The sequence below is a fragment of the Vibrio sp. R15-SG3-ISO1A genome (assembly GCF_059833955.1).
Genome location: NZ_JCBDGH010000029.1, coordinates 1 through 15,540, shown reverse-complemented (window position 1 = coordinate 15,540; position 15,540 = coordinate 1). Strand labels below are relative to the sequence as shown.

General features: G+C 51.9%; 17 protein-coding genes. 5 read left to right on the top strand and 12 right to left on the bottom strand.

Annotated features, from left to right (window positions below):
* Positions 1-3: 3 nt before the first annotated feature.
* Positions 4-309, bottom strand: a complete 306-nt coding sequence (locus AC6R0L_RS03070) for a DUF6482 family protein (RefSeq protein ID WP_487902996.1) — start codon at positions 307-309, stop codon at positions 4-6.
* Between the two features lie 179 nt (positions 310-488).
* Here AC6R0L_RS03070 and AC6R0L_RS03065 point away from each other — a divergent pair, with 179 nt between their 5' ends.
* Positions 489-968 carry a fasciclin domain-containing protein gene (locus tag AC6R0L_RS03065; RefSeq protein WP_500628207.1) on the top strand — a complete coding sequence of 160 codons (480 nt, stop codon included), beginning with the start codon at positions 489-491 and terminating at the stop codon, positions 966-968.
* Positions 969-1,170: 202 nt separating this feature from the next.
* Positions 1,171-1,980 (top strand): SDR family NAD(P)-dependent oxidoreductase, encoded by an 810-nt coding sequence (locus AC6R0L_RS03060; protein WP_500625436.1) that lies wholly within the window; start codon positions 1,171-1,173, stop codon positions 1,978-1,980.
* Positions 1,981-1,983: 3 nt separating this feature from the next.
* Here AC6R0L_RS03060 and AC6R0L_RS03055 read toward each other — a convergent pair whose 3' ends face one another.
* The 6 genes from AC6R0L_RS03055 to yegS form a co-directional block, all read right to left on the bottom strand.
* Positions 1,984-2,940 carry a LysR family transcriptional regulator gene (locus AC6R0L_RS03055; protein WP_487902994.1) on the bottom strand — a complete coding sequence of 319 codons (957 nt, stop codon included), beginning with the start codon at positions 2,938-2,940 and terminating at the stop codon, positions 1,984-1,986.
* 64 nt (positions 2,941-3,004) lie between these two features.
* Positions 3,005-3,478: a YaiI/YqxD family protein gene (locus AC6R0L_RS03050; RefSeq protein ID WP_500625434.1), complete on the bottom strand. Its 474-nt coding sequence runs from the start codon at positions 3,476-3,478 to the stop codon at positions 3,005-3,007.
* Positions 3,479-3,531: 53 nt separating this feature from the next.
* A complete protein-coding gene (locus tag AC6R0L_RS03045) occupies positions 3,532-3,855 on the bottom strand; it encodes a heavy metal-binding domain-containing protein (protein WP_334553164.1) in 324 nt (107 codons plus the stop codon).
* A gap of 55 nt (positions 3,856-3,910) precedes the next feature.
* Positions 3,911-4,792 carry a LysR family transcriptional regulator gene (locus AC6R0L_RS03040; protein WP_334553162.1) on the bottom strand — a complete coding sequence of 294 codons (882 nt, stop codon included), beginning with the start codon at positions 4,790-4,792 and terminating at the stop codon, positions 3,911-3,913.
* 96 nt (positions 4,793-4,888) lie between these two features.
* The gene (locus AC6R0L_RS03035) at positions 4,889-7,015 is read right to left on the bottom strand and encodes an alpha-galactosidase (RefSeq protein ID WP_500628206.1); all 2,127 of its coding nucleotides are present in this window, start codon (positions 7,013-7,015) and stop codon (positions 4,889-4,891) included.
* Between the two features lie 117 nt (positions 7,016-7,132).
* Positions 7,133-8,050, bottom strand: a complete 918-nt coding sequence (yegS, locus tag AC6R0L_RS03030; protein ID WP_500628177.1) for a lipid kinase YegS — start codon at positions 8,048-8,050, stop codon at positions 7,133-7,135.
* Positions 8,051-8,268: 218 nt separating this feature from the next.
* On the opposite strand from yegS, the gene AC6R0L_RS03025 reads away from it, so the two are divergent.
* Positions 8,269-9,444, top strand: coding sequence for an MFS transporter (locus AC6R0L_RS03025; protein WP_500628205.1), 1,176 nt, complete (start codon positions 8,269-8,271; stop codon positions 9,442-9,444).
* A gap of 94 nt (positions 9,445-9,538) precedes the next feature.
* On the opposite strand, the gene AC6R0L_RS03020 is transcribed toward AC6R0L_RS03025, so the two are convergent.
* Both AC6R0L_RS03020 and AC6R0L_RS03015 read right to left on the bottom strand, forming a co-directional pair.
* Complete coding sequence (locus AC6R0L_RS03020; RefSeq protein ID WP_334553157.1) at positions 9,539-9,817, bottom strand: hypothetical protein; 279 nt, start codon at positions 9,815-9,817, stop codon at positions 9,539-9,541.
* 14 nt (positions 9,818-9,831) lie between these two features.
* Complete coding sequence (locus AC6R0L_RS03015) at positions 9,832-10,455, bottom strand: LysE family translocator (protein WP_500625560.1); 624 nt, start codon at positions 10,453-10,455, stop codon at positions 9,832-9,834.
* 432 nt (positions 10,456-10,887) lie between these two features.
* On the opposite strand from AC6R0L_RS03015, the gene AC6R0L_RS03010 reads away from it, so the two are divergent.
* Both AC6R0L_RS03010 and nhaD read left to right on the top strand, forming a co-directional pair.
* On the top strand, positions 10,888-12,192 hold the full coding sequence (locus tag AC6R0L_RS03010; protein WP_500628176.1) for a dicarboxylate/amino acid:cation symporter: 1,305 nt from the start codon (positions 10,888-10,890) through the stop codon (positions 12,190-12,192).
* 225 nt (positions 12,193-12,417) lie between these two features.
* On the top strand, positions 12,418-13,848 hold the full coding sequence (gene nhaD / locus AC6R0L_RS03005; RefSeq protein ID WP_500625430.1) for a sodium:proton antiporter NhaD: 1,431 nt from the start codon (positions 12,418-12,420) through the stop codon (positions 13,846-13,848).
* Between the two features lie 43 nt (positions 13,849-13,891).
* Here nhaD and AC6R0L_RS03000 read toward each other — a convergent pair whose 3' ends face one another.
* The 3 genes from AC6R0L_RS03000 to AC6R0L_RS02990 all read right to left on the bottom strand — a co-directional run.
* Positions 13,892-14,287, bottom strand: a complete 396-nt coding sequence (locus AC6R0L_RS03000) for a hypothetical protein (RefSeq protein ID WP_500628175.1) — start codon at positions 14,285-14,287, stop codon at positions 13,892-13,894.
* Positions 14,288-14,291: 4 nt separating this feature from the next.
* The gene (locus tag AC6R0L_RS02995) at positions 14,292-14,789 is read right to left on the bottom strand and encodes a methylated-DNA--[protein]-cysteine S-methyltransferase (RefSeq protein WP_500628174.1); all 498 of its coding nucleotides are present in this window, start codon (positions 14,787-14,789) and stop codon (positions 14,292-14,294) included.
* Positions 14,786-15,540, bottom strand: a 755-nt coding sequence (locus tag AC6R0L_RS02990; RefSeq protein ID WP_500628173.1) for a DNA-3-methyladenine glycosylase family protein, incomplete at its 5' end; no start/stop codon positions are given. The genes AC6R0L_RS02995 and AC6R0L_RS02990, both read right to left, overlap by 4 nt.

Sequence of the window (15,540 nt, the reverse complement as noted above, 5' to 3'; positions counted from 1 at the left end):
GCCTTAGTAGAGTTGATGATCTTTGAGTGGCACCTCGAGTGCATTGGTCGATCCTTTCTCAGGCCCACCCACCATTTCATCATACGCACTCTCGTGTCTGAGAACCTGCTGCGTCGCGTTGAGTTTTCGACAGCGCTTTTGCATCTCCACTAATGAGTGCGTCACTAAGCGCTTGCCAGAATTGTCCATCACAGAGTATCGCTCGCCATCCACTTCGACACTGGCCTGATAAAGTGCCAGATCCAGTGAGTGAATAATCAGTTTATCGAGATAAAAAAATTGCTCCAACTTGCTCAATGGCATCTCCATGTCCACCTCTCTTACCGACTTTACTTTTATGCGATTAAACCAGTCTTTACGTCGGTCACGAGAAAAAGTTCAACCTAGAAAAATTTAAAAAATAATCCTGATCGGTGCCAAACTGCACACGTACCAACCAGCGAATCCAACACAACACAGGGACATTCGTTATGATTCGCAAAACACTAATGACGTTCGTTATCGCCATGAGCAGCCTTTTGATGATGTCGACTGCAAACGCTAACCACCACGGCATGAAAAAAGACATTGTCGATGTCGCCGTAGAGAATGGTAGCTTCACCACACTGGTCGCCGCTGTCCAAGCAGCAGGACTGGTAGAGACATTGAAAGGGGACGGTCCTTTCACGGTACTTGCGCCCACCGACGACGCGTTCGCCAAACTGCCTGAAGGTACAGTAGAGATGCTCCTCAAGCCTGAGAACAAAGACAAACTCGTATCTATTTTGACCTACCACGTCATTCCAGCGAAAGCGATGGCTGCCGATGTCGTCAAAATGGATAAAGCCACCACCGTCCAAGGCCAAGATGTGATGATTAAAGTGATGGGCGACAAAGTGATGGTCAATAACGCTAACGTTGTCATGACTGACGTCAAGGCAAGCAACGGCGTCATTCACGTGATTGATACGGTCATTATGCCAAAGTAGGCAACCAGCAGATTTGAGTCAAAGCGGCGCTCTGCGCCGTTTTTTTGTGCCTTTTGAATCACGTAGGCCACAGCTATATTCATCACTGCTGGTTGCTCATTTTGGAACAAACTGTCCATAATGATTGGGCGCCTCGGCTAATGCATCTAACACCGCCTTTGTGCACAATAGCACTGTCATCACTTACCTTCGGAGCACAATCATGAACGAACAAAAAGTTATTCTAATCACAGGCGCGACCGATGGTATTGGTCTATTGACTGCAAGCCAACTTGTAAAGCAAGGGCATCGCGTATTGGTTCATGGCCGCAACCCTGACAAGCTCGCCAAAGTGGTTGAAACGCTTAATCAAGAACATAACACCACACTCACAGCCTTTATCGCCGATCTTTCTGTCCTCAGCGATGTGCAGCGATTGATTGAACAAGTGAGCGCCACACTGGGAGAGACACCACTTGACGTGTTGATCAACAACGCAGGTATCTTCAACGCGCCAGCGGACAAAACGCCCGATGGCCTAGATATTCGCTTTGCCGTCAATACGGTCGCACCTTATCTGCTGACCCAAGGATTGTTGCCACTCATTCCTGCCCATGGGCGCGTAGTGAACCTCTCTTCTGCAGCGCAAGCCAGTGTTAGCATTGAAGCCCTGCAAGGAAAAGGTCACTTGTCTGACAGAGAGGCTTACGCGCAAAGCAAGCTAGCGATTACCATGTGGTCTCGCGCACTGGGTGAAGCACATCGACACTCGGGGCCAATGATTGTCTCAGTTAACCCGAAATCACTGCTCGGTAGCAAAATGGTCAAAGAGGCGTTTGGTATTGCAGGTGGCGATCTCTCCCTTGGCGCCGACATTCTCGTTAGCGCCAGCCTAGATGACGCCTTCAGAGGCGCAGGCGGACGCTACTACGACAACGATATTGAAGCCTTTGCTCAGCCTCACCCGGATGCACTGGATGATAGAAAAGTGCAGGCGGTGATCGAGGCGATAGAAGGGATAGTCGAGCGTTAACAGTCACCCCTTACCAAGATACATCCCCTCAAAGCCTTCAATATGCTGCTCCCAAATCGGTGGCAGGCCGATGAAGGCTTTGACGGCTTGAATAAACTCGCGCACTAATACCGTTTGTTTGCGATGGGGATAGAGGGCATACAGCGCTGTGCCTTGGTTACATAGCCGGTAATCGGTCAGCAACGGGGTGAGGTTCATGGTTTCGACAGACTGGGTTAAATTACTGGATGAGATCATCACGTAACCGAGCCCCGCTTGCACTGCATCGAGTAGAGTGCGGACGTCGTTAACCTTGTATCGCCCTTGCATTTTGTAACTGTGCAGATCGGAGGCGTCGGACATTGCCCCTAAGCGCACTGTGTCAATGGTCACTGAGCCGTTGCTGTAGACCACAGAAGGCAGGCGCACCAACTCTTGTGGTGAGCGAGGCTCGCCATGCTGGGCAATGAAGTCATGGGAGGCGAGGATCACCGGGCGAATCTCTGCGATTTTACTGGCGATCAAGCTTGAGTCTTGCAAGATTCCGAGACGAAATGCGACATCAAAATGCTCAGAGATAATGTCTGAGCGTTTGTCGTCCATCAGCAGCGTCACTTCCACCTCTGGGTAACGGCGCATGAACGCGTTGATCACCGGTTGCAAATATTGCTGACCAATGTGCAAAGGCGCCGTAATACGAATGCGTCCTTTGGGCTCGGCATGGTAGGTGTCGGCAATCAGTTTGACGTCTTCTACCGTTTTACGCAGATTATGCGCTTGCTCTAGGATCTCCTCCCCCGCCGGCGTCAACGAAAAGGAACGTGTGGAGCGATTGAGTAACTGCACACCGAGCTCACTCTCAAGCTTTTTAATTTGCTTGGAGAGCGAGGAGTTATCCATATTGTGCAGCGCCGCCGCTTTGGTAAATGAGCCTTGCTGCACCACATCGATAAACAGCGCCAATTGATTGACCAGTGACATACCCCCTCCTCTTGATGTTGAGTAAACTGATTATTGGGTAAGCGGATTGTTGGGTAAGCAAAGCCTACTCGGGTTTTGTAGGCTTGACCGAACGTTGCCAATGGACCAGCCATTTGTCGAGATGGTTAGCAAATTGCTGCCTATCTGCCTGACTGAGTGGCGGTGGCCCGCCCATCTGGACGCCGCTGCTGCGCATGGTGTCCATAAAATCGCGCATGTTCAAGCGCGCTTTGATGTTTTCTTTGCTGTACATTTCACCGCGCGAGTTGAGCGCCTGTGCGCCTTTAGTGATCACTTCGTCGGCCAAAGGGATGTCACTGGTGATGACCAAATCGCCCGCTTGGCAACGTTTAACAATCTCATTGTCTGCCACATCAAACCCTTGCTGAACTTGCAACATGTTCACCTTTGGTGACGCTGGCGTGCGTATAAACTGGTTCGCGACGAGCGTCACTTCGACGCCAGTGCGCTGCGACGCGCGGTAAAGTACATCGCGGATCACCACAGGACACGCATCCGCATCCACCCATATTTTCATCAAATTGATTGCCTCATTAATTTACGTTATCGCGAATAAAAAGTTATCGTGCTCTATTGGCGAAATTTAACGGCGGTACCGCTAACACTGACCATCATCATACTGCCGCCGCTGCCGATCACTTCGTAATCGATGTCGATACCGACAATACCATCGGCGCCCAGAGACTGCGCGTGTTGCTCCATCTCGGCAAAAGCGATTTCTCGAGCGCGGCCCATTTCTCGCTCGTAAGCACCAGAGCGACCGCCTACAACGTCTCGAATGGCACCAAACATATCTTTGAAGATGTTAGCACCTAAAATTGCCTCTCCGACCACAACGCCAAGATAGGCGTCAACAGGTTTGCCCTCGACCACTGAGGTAGTAGTTTTGATCATACGATTCTCCTTGCCTTGCTTAAGTGCTCTTCGCTGACATCAATGGCGCTGCCGCCTAAAGTGTCAAGCGGGGTTTGATAAATTCAATGAACGCCGAAATGCGCTTGGCGACGTGGGAAGATTTGTAATACACCGCGTTGACCTGCTCGCGCGCGGTATTTTCCACTCGCCACTCCTCCAGCAAAGACACCAAGGCCCCATTCGCCAAATCTTGATTGACCATAAAACCGGAGAGACACGCAATGCCATTCCCCGCGAGTGCCAATTGACGCACCGTCTCTCCGTTCGCACTGCGAAGCATCGGCGCGATGGGTTCTAGTCCTTTCAGTGGCCAATGGTTGAGCACTTTCGGCGCCGTAAAACCAATGATCTGGTGAGAGGATAAGTGTGAGACGCGAGTGGGTGTGCCATAACGCGCGAGATAATCTGGCGACGCGACAATATAGAGTCGGCTTTTACCGAGCGGACTGGCGTGTAAAGTGGAGTCTTTAAGGTGGCCGATACGAATCGCAACGTCCGTGCGTTTTTCCAGTAAGTCGACGTAACCTTCATTGGACGTCAGTTCGAGTTCGATATCGGGATACGCGACTTTAAACGATTGAATCAACGGCACAAGTTGGTGAAACACAAACGGGCTGGCCGCATCAACGCGTAGTGGCCCTTTGGGCAACTCACCGCGAGACATCAAATCCGCTTCGGCTTGACCAATCAGCTGTAACCCTTGGCGAACCGAATCGACGAACAATTTGCCTTCTACCGTAAGCTCAACACGGCGTGTCGTGCGATTAAGGATGGACACACCAAGTTGCTGCTCGATCTTGCTCACCGCACGAGAGACACGCGCCACTTGGATGTTGAGCGCGTCAGCCGCCGCTGAAAAACCGCCGCTATCGACGACACTGAGCAATATTTGTAAATCATCGGAGCGTGTCAGCATGTCAGACCTAAAGTGGTGACTACGAATGCCCAGAGTATAGCGAAGTCCGCGCTGGCTTTACACTGTAAACCCACCACGAACTTGACACGTAGAACGCTAGTCCACCCGCGTGAGCGCAATCAAAATCGCACTTTCAGGATCCAATATCGGCATGGCTAAGCCCACTTGATGTAGCCATGCGCCAGACAGGGTACAACCTTGTTCTGTCCAAGGGGGCTGACGGCACACCATGGTGTCAAAGTTGAGGGGCTTATCAAGCAAGCTGACGTGGTATTGGGCACTGTCGTCTAGCCCTGCAAATCTTAATTGTCCGCTCAGTGCATAAGTAGGCATGGCCAGTTGCGCCACTACGGCCACCGCTTGCGATTGATCGTCTGCGACAACGCAGTAGGCTTGGTGCGCGCTATCTTCGGTGGGTAAACGCCAGTTAACGCCATGGTGAAGCAGCGGACGAAGCTGCTTATGCAGCGCCACATAACGGGCAAATCCCGCTTTCTCTTGCTCAGATTCAGAGACGGGATCAAGCTCTATCCCCATGTGACCAAACAGCGCAGTGAGGCCGCGAAACTCGATACTGTGCCTACGGCGGGTACTGTGACAGTGGCCAGAACCAATATGGCTGCCCATCACTTCTGGCGGGAACAACAAGCTCATGCCGCGTTGAATGGTTTGTCGCTCGAGCGCGTCGTTGTTGTCAGACGTCCAGAATCGATGGGTGCGCTTGAGCACTTCAAAATCAATCCGCCCACCGCCTGCAGCGCAAGATTCGATCTCCACCTGTGGATGGGCAGCGCGCACTTTATCAACCAGTTGATAATACCGCTCGACCTGCTTATGCCCAGCGGCGCGGTCGTGATGAGCCGGTTGGACCACTTCTCGGTTCATGTCCCATTTGATGTAGGCAATCGCATAGTTGGAGAGAAAATGATCCAAACGCTCAAATAGGTAATCAAACGCCTCAGGGTTTTGTAAATCAATCACATATTGATGACGGCCGGTTGGCTGATGATAGCCCTCCACCGCCAGTAACCACTCGGGGTGGCGACGATAGAGATCCGAGTCTTTGTTGATCATTTCAGGTTCAAACCAAAGACCAAACTCCATGCCTAGTTCGTTGACGTGGTTGACGATGTCCGTCAGCCCTTCGGGGTATTTACGCTCATCCAACACCCAATCGCCTAATGCGGCTTTGTCGTTGTTGCGCCCTTTGAACCAACCATCGTCAATGATGAAACGCTCAACGCCCATACGTGCCGCTTCAGTCGCCATCTGTTTGATGTATTGGGGATCATGATCGAAATAGATCCCCTCCCACGTATTGAGATGGATAGGCCGAGGCTGTTGTGTGACTGAACGGGCGACTATCTGCTCTCTCACATGGCGATGGAACTGCTGACTCATGCGGCTCAGCCCTTGCTCACTGTAGGTAGCATAGAGCCAAGGGGTGGATACCGACTCTCCTTCAGCCAGTGCGATTTCGCCCGGTAAATAGAGCGCTTCGGCCTGCATTACGCGCCGCCCATCCGCTTTGACGTCCACTCGTAGGCGGTGATTGCCACTCCATGCCAGATGAAAGCCCCACACGTCACCCGAAAGCTCAGCAAAGCCTGAAGTGCCTGCGATTAGCGCCGGGTAGTGTTCATGTGAGGTGCGCCCGCGTCGATTCTCTTGTTGGTAACCACCGTGATGGAGCGTAAGGCGCTCGGTTTGAAATTCATTAACCCAGCGACCATGAAAGGTGAGCAGTTCTTCAGCGCGCCTATCAAGTGGTAAGGTATGAGCAAAGCGCGTCACCCAATAGGGGTCCTGCGCCAAATTAGTGACCGTTTGGCGAGTTTTGAGCACGTCATCCTCACCAAGATGCACGTCAATGGTTAAACGCAGCTCAGCCTGTGCGTCTTGGTAGATGAGTGTCAGTGAATGTAAGTCATGTTCGCAGTGGGTAAGAGAGAAAACCGGCGCCCACGCTAGACCATGACGGTGTCCTTCAAGGCCAGGTGAACCAAACGATCCGCGCCCCAGTTCGGGATGCAAAGAGACCGGCACATCCTTATCAAGACGGCCAAACGGCACCGGGCGTTGCAGCGCCAAAGAGGCGTTAGGCAACCCATGCTCTGGACTTGGCAGACGTTTACCCCAGTGCAAGACTTCGGCGACCTCACCGATCTCCACCAGCAGTTGCGTGCGCGACCCGACTAATTCTATGCGTTGCGTTGGCTCCATCATGACATCCTTTGTGCGAATTGAGCCGAATATCATAACGCAACCACGCTGTGATTCTGTGAGCAGAGGCAAAAAGATGGAAACGTTTACATTCGCATCCATCCCCACCTATTTAGCCTAGGCGTTATTACGCTTTTGATGACGGCTTAATACCGGCGTGCTCTCTGGTAGTACAAGGGCGAGGGCTTGCGGTAACACTTCCATCACCACTTCGGGGCAAGAGAGTGGCTCACCATCGAGGTTGATCGGCATAACTTGATTGGAGAGCCATTCAATGCGCTTGACCTGTTTACGATGAATAAATTGCGTCTCGCCATCGCCTTGCTGTTGAAGCTCACTGAGCACGACAGGGATGTCGGCCGCGCTAAAGGCTTCAATCGATACTGCTTCGAGCAACCCATCATCAATATAGGCATTGGGTGCCAGCTCTTGGCCGCCACCGGCTAGGCGACCGTTGCACACCGCCCCCACCACGACACCGGCTTCGCGCGTATTGTCATCAAAACGAATGGTGCCTTCAAAAGGCTGAAAATTGATCGCCTGCAACAACCCCGACAGCGTGTACGCGCCGCCGCCCAAGAAGTTTTTCAGCGCCACCGGCGTATTGGCCGTCACCTGCGCGCCAAAACCCGCAGTCGCAATATTAATGAAGTGCCGCTCGTTAGCTTTGGCGGCATCCACTCGGTAACTCTCTCCACTAAGCGCCAGCTTGAGGGCTTGATACGGGGAGTCGGTAGGAATATGACAGGCCGTGGCAAAATCATTGGCCGTGCCAAGTGGTAACACCGCCACCTCCAACGCCAGTTGATGTTTGAGAATCGCGTCAACCACTTCATTCACCGTCCCATCACCGCCGCCTGCAATCACCCGGGTGACCTGCTGCTCGGCAGCTTCGCACACGAGGCGCTCAATATCTCCTGCTTCCCATGTTGGCCGTACTTCGAGCGTGTGGCCTTCTTTGCGCAGGGCCATCACCGCATCGCGAATATCTTGTTGCGCCGCTTTTTTTCCGTTGAGTAGTAGTCGAGTGGTCATGTCAGTGTCCTGTAGTTGTCTTGGCAGAGGTGACGCTATACCCGTAGGCTTATGGCTCGATTATAGAGAATAACATCGCCGACGAAAAAGCCTCACCCGTCAGTTCATCGTTAATTACCCATAATTTTGACAAAAGTCATTTGCAAAAGACGTTGTTTTTCACAAAAGAATTCAGCTCGATAATGGCCGCCACTGAACACATCATTGAGAATGAAAGTATGCCTATTGCTCTTTTTGCTCTAACCCTCAGTGCGTTTGCCATCGGCACCACTGAATTTGTCATCGTTGGGTTGATCCCAACTATGGCCGCTGACTTATCGGTCTCGCTGCCCTCAGCCGGTCTGCTGGTCAGCTTATACGCCCTTGGCGTTGCCGTCGGCGCCCCTGTGCTGACCGCGCTGACGGGAAACTGGCCCCGTAAGACGGTACTATTGACCGTCATGGCCCTGTTTGTCGCGGGTAACCTGCTGGCTTGGCAAGCGCCAGGTTACAACACCCTGGTGGCAGCTCGGATCCTAACGGGTCTTGCTCACGGCGTGTTTTTCTCGATTGGCTCGACCATCGCCACAGGTTTGGTGTCCAAAGAGAAAGCCGCCAGCGCCATCGCGATCATGTTTACTGGCCTCACGGTCGCCTTGGTGACGGGAGTGCCTCTTGGCACCTACATCGGTCAGACGTTTGGCTGGCAAGCGACCTTCTTGATCGTCGCCATCTTGGGTCTCATCGCTTGGGTAGGAAGTGCGCTCTTAATACCCAGTAATCTGAAACAGCCTCCGGCGACCAAACTCTCCGCACAACTGAGCGTACTGACTCAGCCTCGCTTACTGCTGGTCTATGCGATCACGGCACTGGGTTATGGCGGCACCTTTACCGCGTTCACCTACCTTGCGCCCATTTTGCAGGAAGTGTCCGGCTTTGAAGCCAGCTCTGTCGGCCTCATCATGTTAGTGTATGGCGTGTCTGTCGCGTTTGGCAACATTTGGGGTGGAAAGATGGCCGATACCATGGGGCCCATCAAAGCGTTGACGATCATTTTCACTGGCCTTGGCGCCGTGCTTTTGGTGTTCAACTTTGCCGCTTACGAGCCGATTGCCGCGGTGGTGACGATTCTTATCTGGGGTGCGTTTGCGTTTGGGAACGTCCCGGGGCTACAAGTGTACGTGGTGAACTTAGCCGAGCGTTATACGCCTGATGCCGTAGACGTCGCCTCCGGACTCAACATCGCGGCCTTTAACGTCGGTATCGCTCTGGGCTCTTGGGGTGGGGGTTTAGTCGTTGAACAAACTGGGCTGATGAACACACCTTGGGTCGGCGCTATTGTTGTCGCTCTGGCACTCCTGCTGACTCGCTTTAGCGGCGCGCTAGACCGCCGAACTCAATGGGCAAAAATCTAACGCCCTCTCGATAACCAAGAGGCTCCACTCTCTTGGCGAGCCATAATGACCAACCAAAAACCAATCAGGCCAGCGTTACGCTGGCCTGATTGGTTTACTTTACTCGCATCACTCGATGTTTAACGTTCGAGAGTTCTATCTCAAGCACCTGAGAGCGCTTCATCTCACTCACTCTCGCTAACTGCTCGCTAGGGTAGCCTTTACGTTTCATCCATTGCATTGGCTCGTTAAAGCTGTCTTCATTGACGATAAACGCCTCACCTTTGTTGCGCCCTGAGAACACATTCACCACCCAGACACGGGACTGGAACTCCAGCACCTCACGCAATTCGGATTTGGTCGACGTCCACCACTGACCGATTGATCCCAACATATGGCTCCTTTGTCCTAGCTCACCCATAACCAAACACCGACACCCATCATTAAGGTGCCCGCTATTCGGTTCATCAATCGGACATTATGCGATTGACCTAGCATGCGTTTCAAGCCTTTACCACCTGTGGCGTAGAGCGTCATGCAAACAAACTCAAACAGCAGAATGATCGATACCAGCACCACCAATTGCGGTGTCAGCGCCACCGATTGATCGATAAAAGGCGGCAGCAGAGAAATCATAAACGCCCAGCCTTTCGGGTTGGCAATCGCGGTCACAAAACCTTGTACCACCAAATCCCAGTCACTGTGAGGGGCTGATTCGACCGTCTCATCAAGATTTAAAGCGAGCTTGCCTCTCGAGCGCCACATCTGAATCCCTAAATAGAACAGATAGCCGCCCCCGAGTACCTTAAGCGCGGTAAATAGCCATGGGTAATTGAGCATCACCGCGGCGATACCGAGCACCGCCGCGACCGCCACCAAACCCACGCCGATCAACTCGCCCACCATCATCCACAATGTACGACGATAACCAATACTCATCCCCAGCGTCAGCGCCAATGTCATGCACATGCCGGGCGTAATAGAGACAAAAAAGAAAGTGGGAATAAACATCCCTAATAAAGCGGTATTGATCATGAAAAAAGCCTGATGATGTCATTCTATAATGGCCGAGAGTAACAAGATTTTTCTTGCGAGGCTCGACAAAAATGCACCTAAGGTCGCTGTTCACGACGATTGCGCCAACATAGGCAATAAAGTGAATAAAATATGCTTATCTATGCATTTTCCAAATCAATCAAGTGGACACATCATCTCTATTTACATGCGGTGAGAAGAAGCCAAGTATTAATGTCCGGGATTTTAACTGTTAAAAACAATAAAAATACGTCAATTAATTTACATCAAGCCGTTAACTTGGTGTTAAATACCAACAAATAGCAGTGACCCAGGTCACATCTCCTTATCGTCAGCGCTTTTTCGCTTTCTGATTTTTCATCCTGCCTGCTAACCTCCCTGCCCGCCTTAAAGTGAATTTTAGGCGCATAACTATAAGGAGTGTTCACTATGAATACCAAGAAACCCATGTCGCTAACCGGCCGAGTGATTTTCGGTATGGTTGCAGGTATCTTGACAGGATTTGCAATTCGCACCCTCTTTGCCGACAACGGATTTGTCGACACATACATCGTCAATGGACTGTTTGAAGTTGGTGGCCAAATATTTGTCGCCAGCTTAAAAATGCTTGTTGTTCCTCTCGTTTTTGTTTCACTGGTGTGTGGCACAAGCTCACTGAAAGATCTTTCTACACTGGGCCGCATGGGCGGAAAAACCTTAGGGTTTTACATTGTCACCACGGCGGTCGCCATCACGCTTGCGCTGACCATGGGTAACCTGTTCCAGCCAGGTGCAGGCGCTGACCTTACGGCAGCAAGCTCATTCCAGTCCGCCGAGGCACCGTCACTGGGTCAGGTGATCATTAACATGTTCCCGACCAACCCAATCAGCGCAATGGCAGAAGGTAAAACTCTGCAAGTGATTGTGTTTGCGGTGTTATTTGGCGTTGCTATCAGCGCGGCGGGCAAGCCAGGTGAGCGCATTGCGGCGTTTTTCTCTGATCTCAATGAAGTGATCATGAAACTGGTGGCGATTTTGATGAACTTGGCGCCGTTTGGCGTGTTCTTCTTGATGGCAAAACTGTTTACTGGGCTAGGTCTTAGCGCCATCATCAACTTGGCGGAGTACTTCCTTGTCCTGGCTGGCACCTTGATTTTGCACGGTTTAGTCACTTACAGCGTGATGCTGAAAAGCTTCACCGGTCTGAGTCCAATCACCTTCTTGAAGAAGATGGAAGACGCGGTCATGTTTGCGTTTTCGACCGCATCGTCAAATGCCACCATTCCGGTAACGATGGAAACGGTGAAAAACCGCATGGGCGTGGAAAACCGCGTCTCCTCATTCACGGTGCCGCTAGGCGCGACAGTGAACATGGATGGTACGGCCATCATGCAAGGTGTCGCGACAGCCTTTATCGCACAAGCCTTTAACATCGACCTCACCATGGGTGACTACTTGATGGTCATCATGACCGCAACGCTGGCGTCTATCGGCACAGCAGGCGTACCAGGTGTTGGTCTCGTGATGCTGGCGATGGTACTTAACCAAGTCGGTCTGCCGTTGGAAGGTATCGCCCTTATTATGGGTGTCGACCGTTTGTTGGATATGATCCGTACCGCCGTGAACATTACCGGTGACAGCGCGGTGACGGTCATCGTTGCGAAATCGGAAGGCGCACTGGATGAGACACGCTTTAACGACCCTCAAGCGGGCGTAAAAGAGGAAGAGGTTCATCTCAAGCAGGTTGAGGCCTAACCGCTCATCTCGCGGACCTTGGGCAATGAAAGTACGCCAAAAGCCTCAAACCTCGGTTTGAGGCTTTTGCTTTCTCATCTACCCATTTAGTCAAACGTCGACAATAACTCATTCAAATTCAGGCATATCCAATCTATCTCACACATCCCAATCTGATAACTCTTTAAAATAGGGACTCAACATTCTCGCTATCTTTCTATAACAACTCTTTCAAGGAGTGAAAGTATGAAATTGCATTGGTCAGCCCTATTTGCCCTTTTGTTGCTCCCTTTTCCGACCCTTGCTTCCACCGCCCATGACACACTGCCTCTTACCCAATCGACCATAGGTTACGCCGCACTACTTATCTTTGCGATGGCCTATACCTTGGTGATGCTCGAAGAGTACTTGCAACTGAGAAAGTCCAAACCTGTCTTGTTGGCTGCGGGTATCATCTGGGCCATGATTGGCTACGTCTATTCTCAGCACGATCAGATAGAAGTCGCCAAAGCCGCGCTGGAACATAACCTGCTCGAATACGCTGAGCTGTTACTGTTCTTATTGGTCGCCATGACCTACATCAGCGCGATGGAAGAGCGTCGACTGTTTGATGCGCTGCAAGCGTGGATGGTGGGCAAGGGCTTTAATTTCCGCGCGCTGTTTTGGCTGACCGGGATACTCGCCTTCTTTATCTCACCGATTGCCGATAACTTAACCACCGCACTGCTAATGTGCGCCGTTGTACTGAAAGTAGCGGGCAATAACCCTAAATTCATCAATTTAGCCTGTATTAATATCGTTATTGCCGCCAACGCAGGCGGCGCTTTTAGCCCATTTGGTGACATTACCACCCTGATGGTGTGGCAGGCGGGCCATGTCTCCTTTGCTGAGTTTATGCCGCTGTTTGTCCCTTCACTGATTAACTACATCATTCCGGCGTTCATCATGTCGCTGTTTGTACCCAATAGTAAGCCGAACGTGGTACATGAACACATTGAGCTCAAACGCGGCGCGCGCCGTATTGTCGGGCTGTTTATCCTGACGATCGCGACGGCAGTGGCCTTCCATGCCGTGCTGCACTTCCCACCAGTGATGGGCATGATGATGGGGCTCGCCTATTTGCAGTTTTTTGGCTTTTTCCTTCGAAAAACCCTCAAGACCTCGTTACACAAAAAAGCCGCGCGCGCGATTGCAAACCGTGATGATTACGCACTCAAGCGCCTCGGGTCTGTCGTCCCGTTTGATGTATTTCGCCGCGTCTCTCACGCCGAGTGGGACACCCTGCTGTTCTTCTACGGCGTCGTGATGTGTGTGGGAGGGTTAAGTCTGCTCGGCTACTTGGGCGTGATTTCTGAGGTGATGTACACCCAGTGGGATCCCATGTGGGCCAACGTCATGGTGGGGATTCTCTCTGCCATCGTCGATAACATTCCTGTGATGTTCGCGGTACTCACCATGGAGCCGAGTATGTCGATGGGTAACTGGCTACTGGTCACACTGACTGCCGGTGTCGGTGGTAGCTTACTCTCAATAGGGTCTGCGGCCGGGGTAGCCTTGATGGGGGCGGCGCACGGTAAGTACACCTTCTTTGGTCACCTCAAATGGATGCCCGTTATTGCGCTTGGTTATATCGCGAGTATCGTCTGCCACATGGCGCTCAATGGGGGCTTGTTCTAACGTTTTAACGTTCTAAACGCTCTAGCGCGCGTAACAGACAAAATTAAGGCTTCACTGGCAAAGGCTGCGCATCGCGCTTTTGCCAGATGCTCGCCAACTGATATTTCGCGCACACGCTGCACGTCAGAACTTCATTTTTGCCGTGGATACGCATCACGATGTCTTCTCGCTGCTCTTTTGAGTTATTGCGCATTTGGATGAACAACTGATTGCCCTCGACGTTAAAACTCTTTTCTAAGTTCGGTTGCCCCGCTTTAATAAAGGTCACCATCGCATTATTAAAGCGCAGCACGTCGTCGTTGTACTGGTTTTCGTAGTCACCGACAAACTCATAGGTTTGCTTGTTGAGGTAACGCTCAGCGTCATCTTCTGAACAGCCGACAAGCACCAGTGACGCCAGCAGTACCCTCACCCCCCAATTGCATTGTCGACCAAGCATAACTTTACCTCGCACTTTCCAATTTCAAGAGGGACGCCTTGCGTTCCACGCCCCCTGCATAACCCGTTAATTTACCGCTTTTACCTATTACGCGATGACAAGGCACAATGATCGAAATGGGATTTTTCCCGTTCGCCGCCCCCACCGCGCGTACCGCTTTAGGATTGCCTATGGCATCGGCGAGTTGCTGATAGCTCCACGTTTTACCAAAAGGTATCGTCGTTAGCGCTTGCCAAACTTGACGTTGAAATGGCGTGCCCTGCGCGGCGAGAGGCAGGTCAAAACTGTCACGCTGATTGGCAAAGTACTGCTCTAACTGTTTGATTGCTCTAGTCAGTATAGGATCAGAATCGCTGCGCTGGCCTAAATTTTCTGGCTGAGTGGTCTGTGTTTCAAACCACGCTCCAGTCAGCCCCTCACGAGTGGCTTGTAAAACCATTTCACCGAGAGGACTGGTCATGGTGGTGTAGACGTATTGAGTTTGCTCGTTGTGCGTGGTCATGCATGGCTCCAACAATGAAAAGTGGCGTAGCTCCCCCAAGGGGCGACGCGTGTCGAGGTGAGAGAAGGAAAGCGCGCCAACGCTTTTTTCACCACCAGATCCGTATCAAGAAAGCAGTTCGCTTGCGAGGCGCCGCGCAGTTTGGCGTAGTTGACTGTCCAAGGGCCGATGCCTTTCAAGGTCAGCCACTCATCGGGCTCTGCCTGAGGTTGTTCTAGCATAAACTGGGCAAACCGCGAGAACGTCTCTTTGCGACTTTGCGGCATTTTCAAAAATGCCAAATCGGCACTCGCCACCTCGGCCGGCGTCGGAAAGTGAGTGACGCCACCTGGTTGCAGGGTCGAGGCCAACAAATTGAGCTGTCCGATCGCCGCTTTGATGGACACTTGCTGACCCAAAATCGCCCTCACGCCGGCCTCCCAACAATCCCAGACACCGGGAATTCGCAGCCCAGAATACTTAACCAATGACGACTCTATCGCCGTCAAATGCGCTTCGACCGCGGTGATGTCGGTGTCCAAATCAAACATGCGTCTTAGCTGAGTCACTAAAGGGCGTAGCAAGCGTGTGTCCTCAAGCTCAAACTCTACCCTCATCACGCCCGGTTTATGGGGATAAATGCAAATATGAGCGTGATGATGACCGACAGTGACAACGCGCGAATAATGGCGGTCACTGACCTGCTCTAATCCCTCTATTGCTCGCAAACGATAAAAATCCAGCATTTGCGACCAATCCAGTGGGCCTTTGT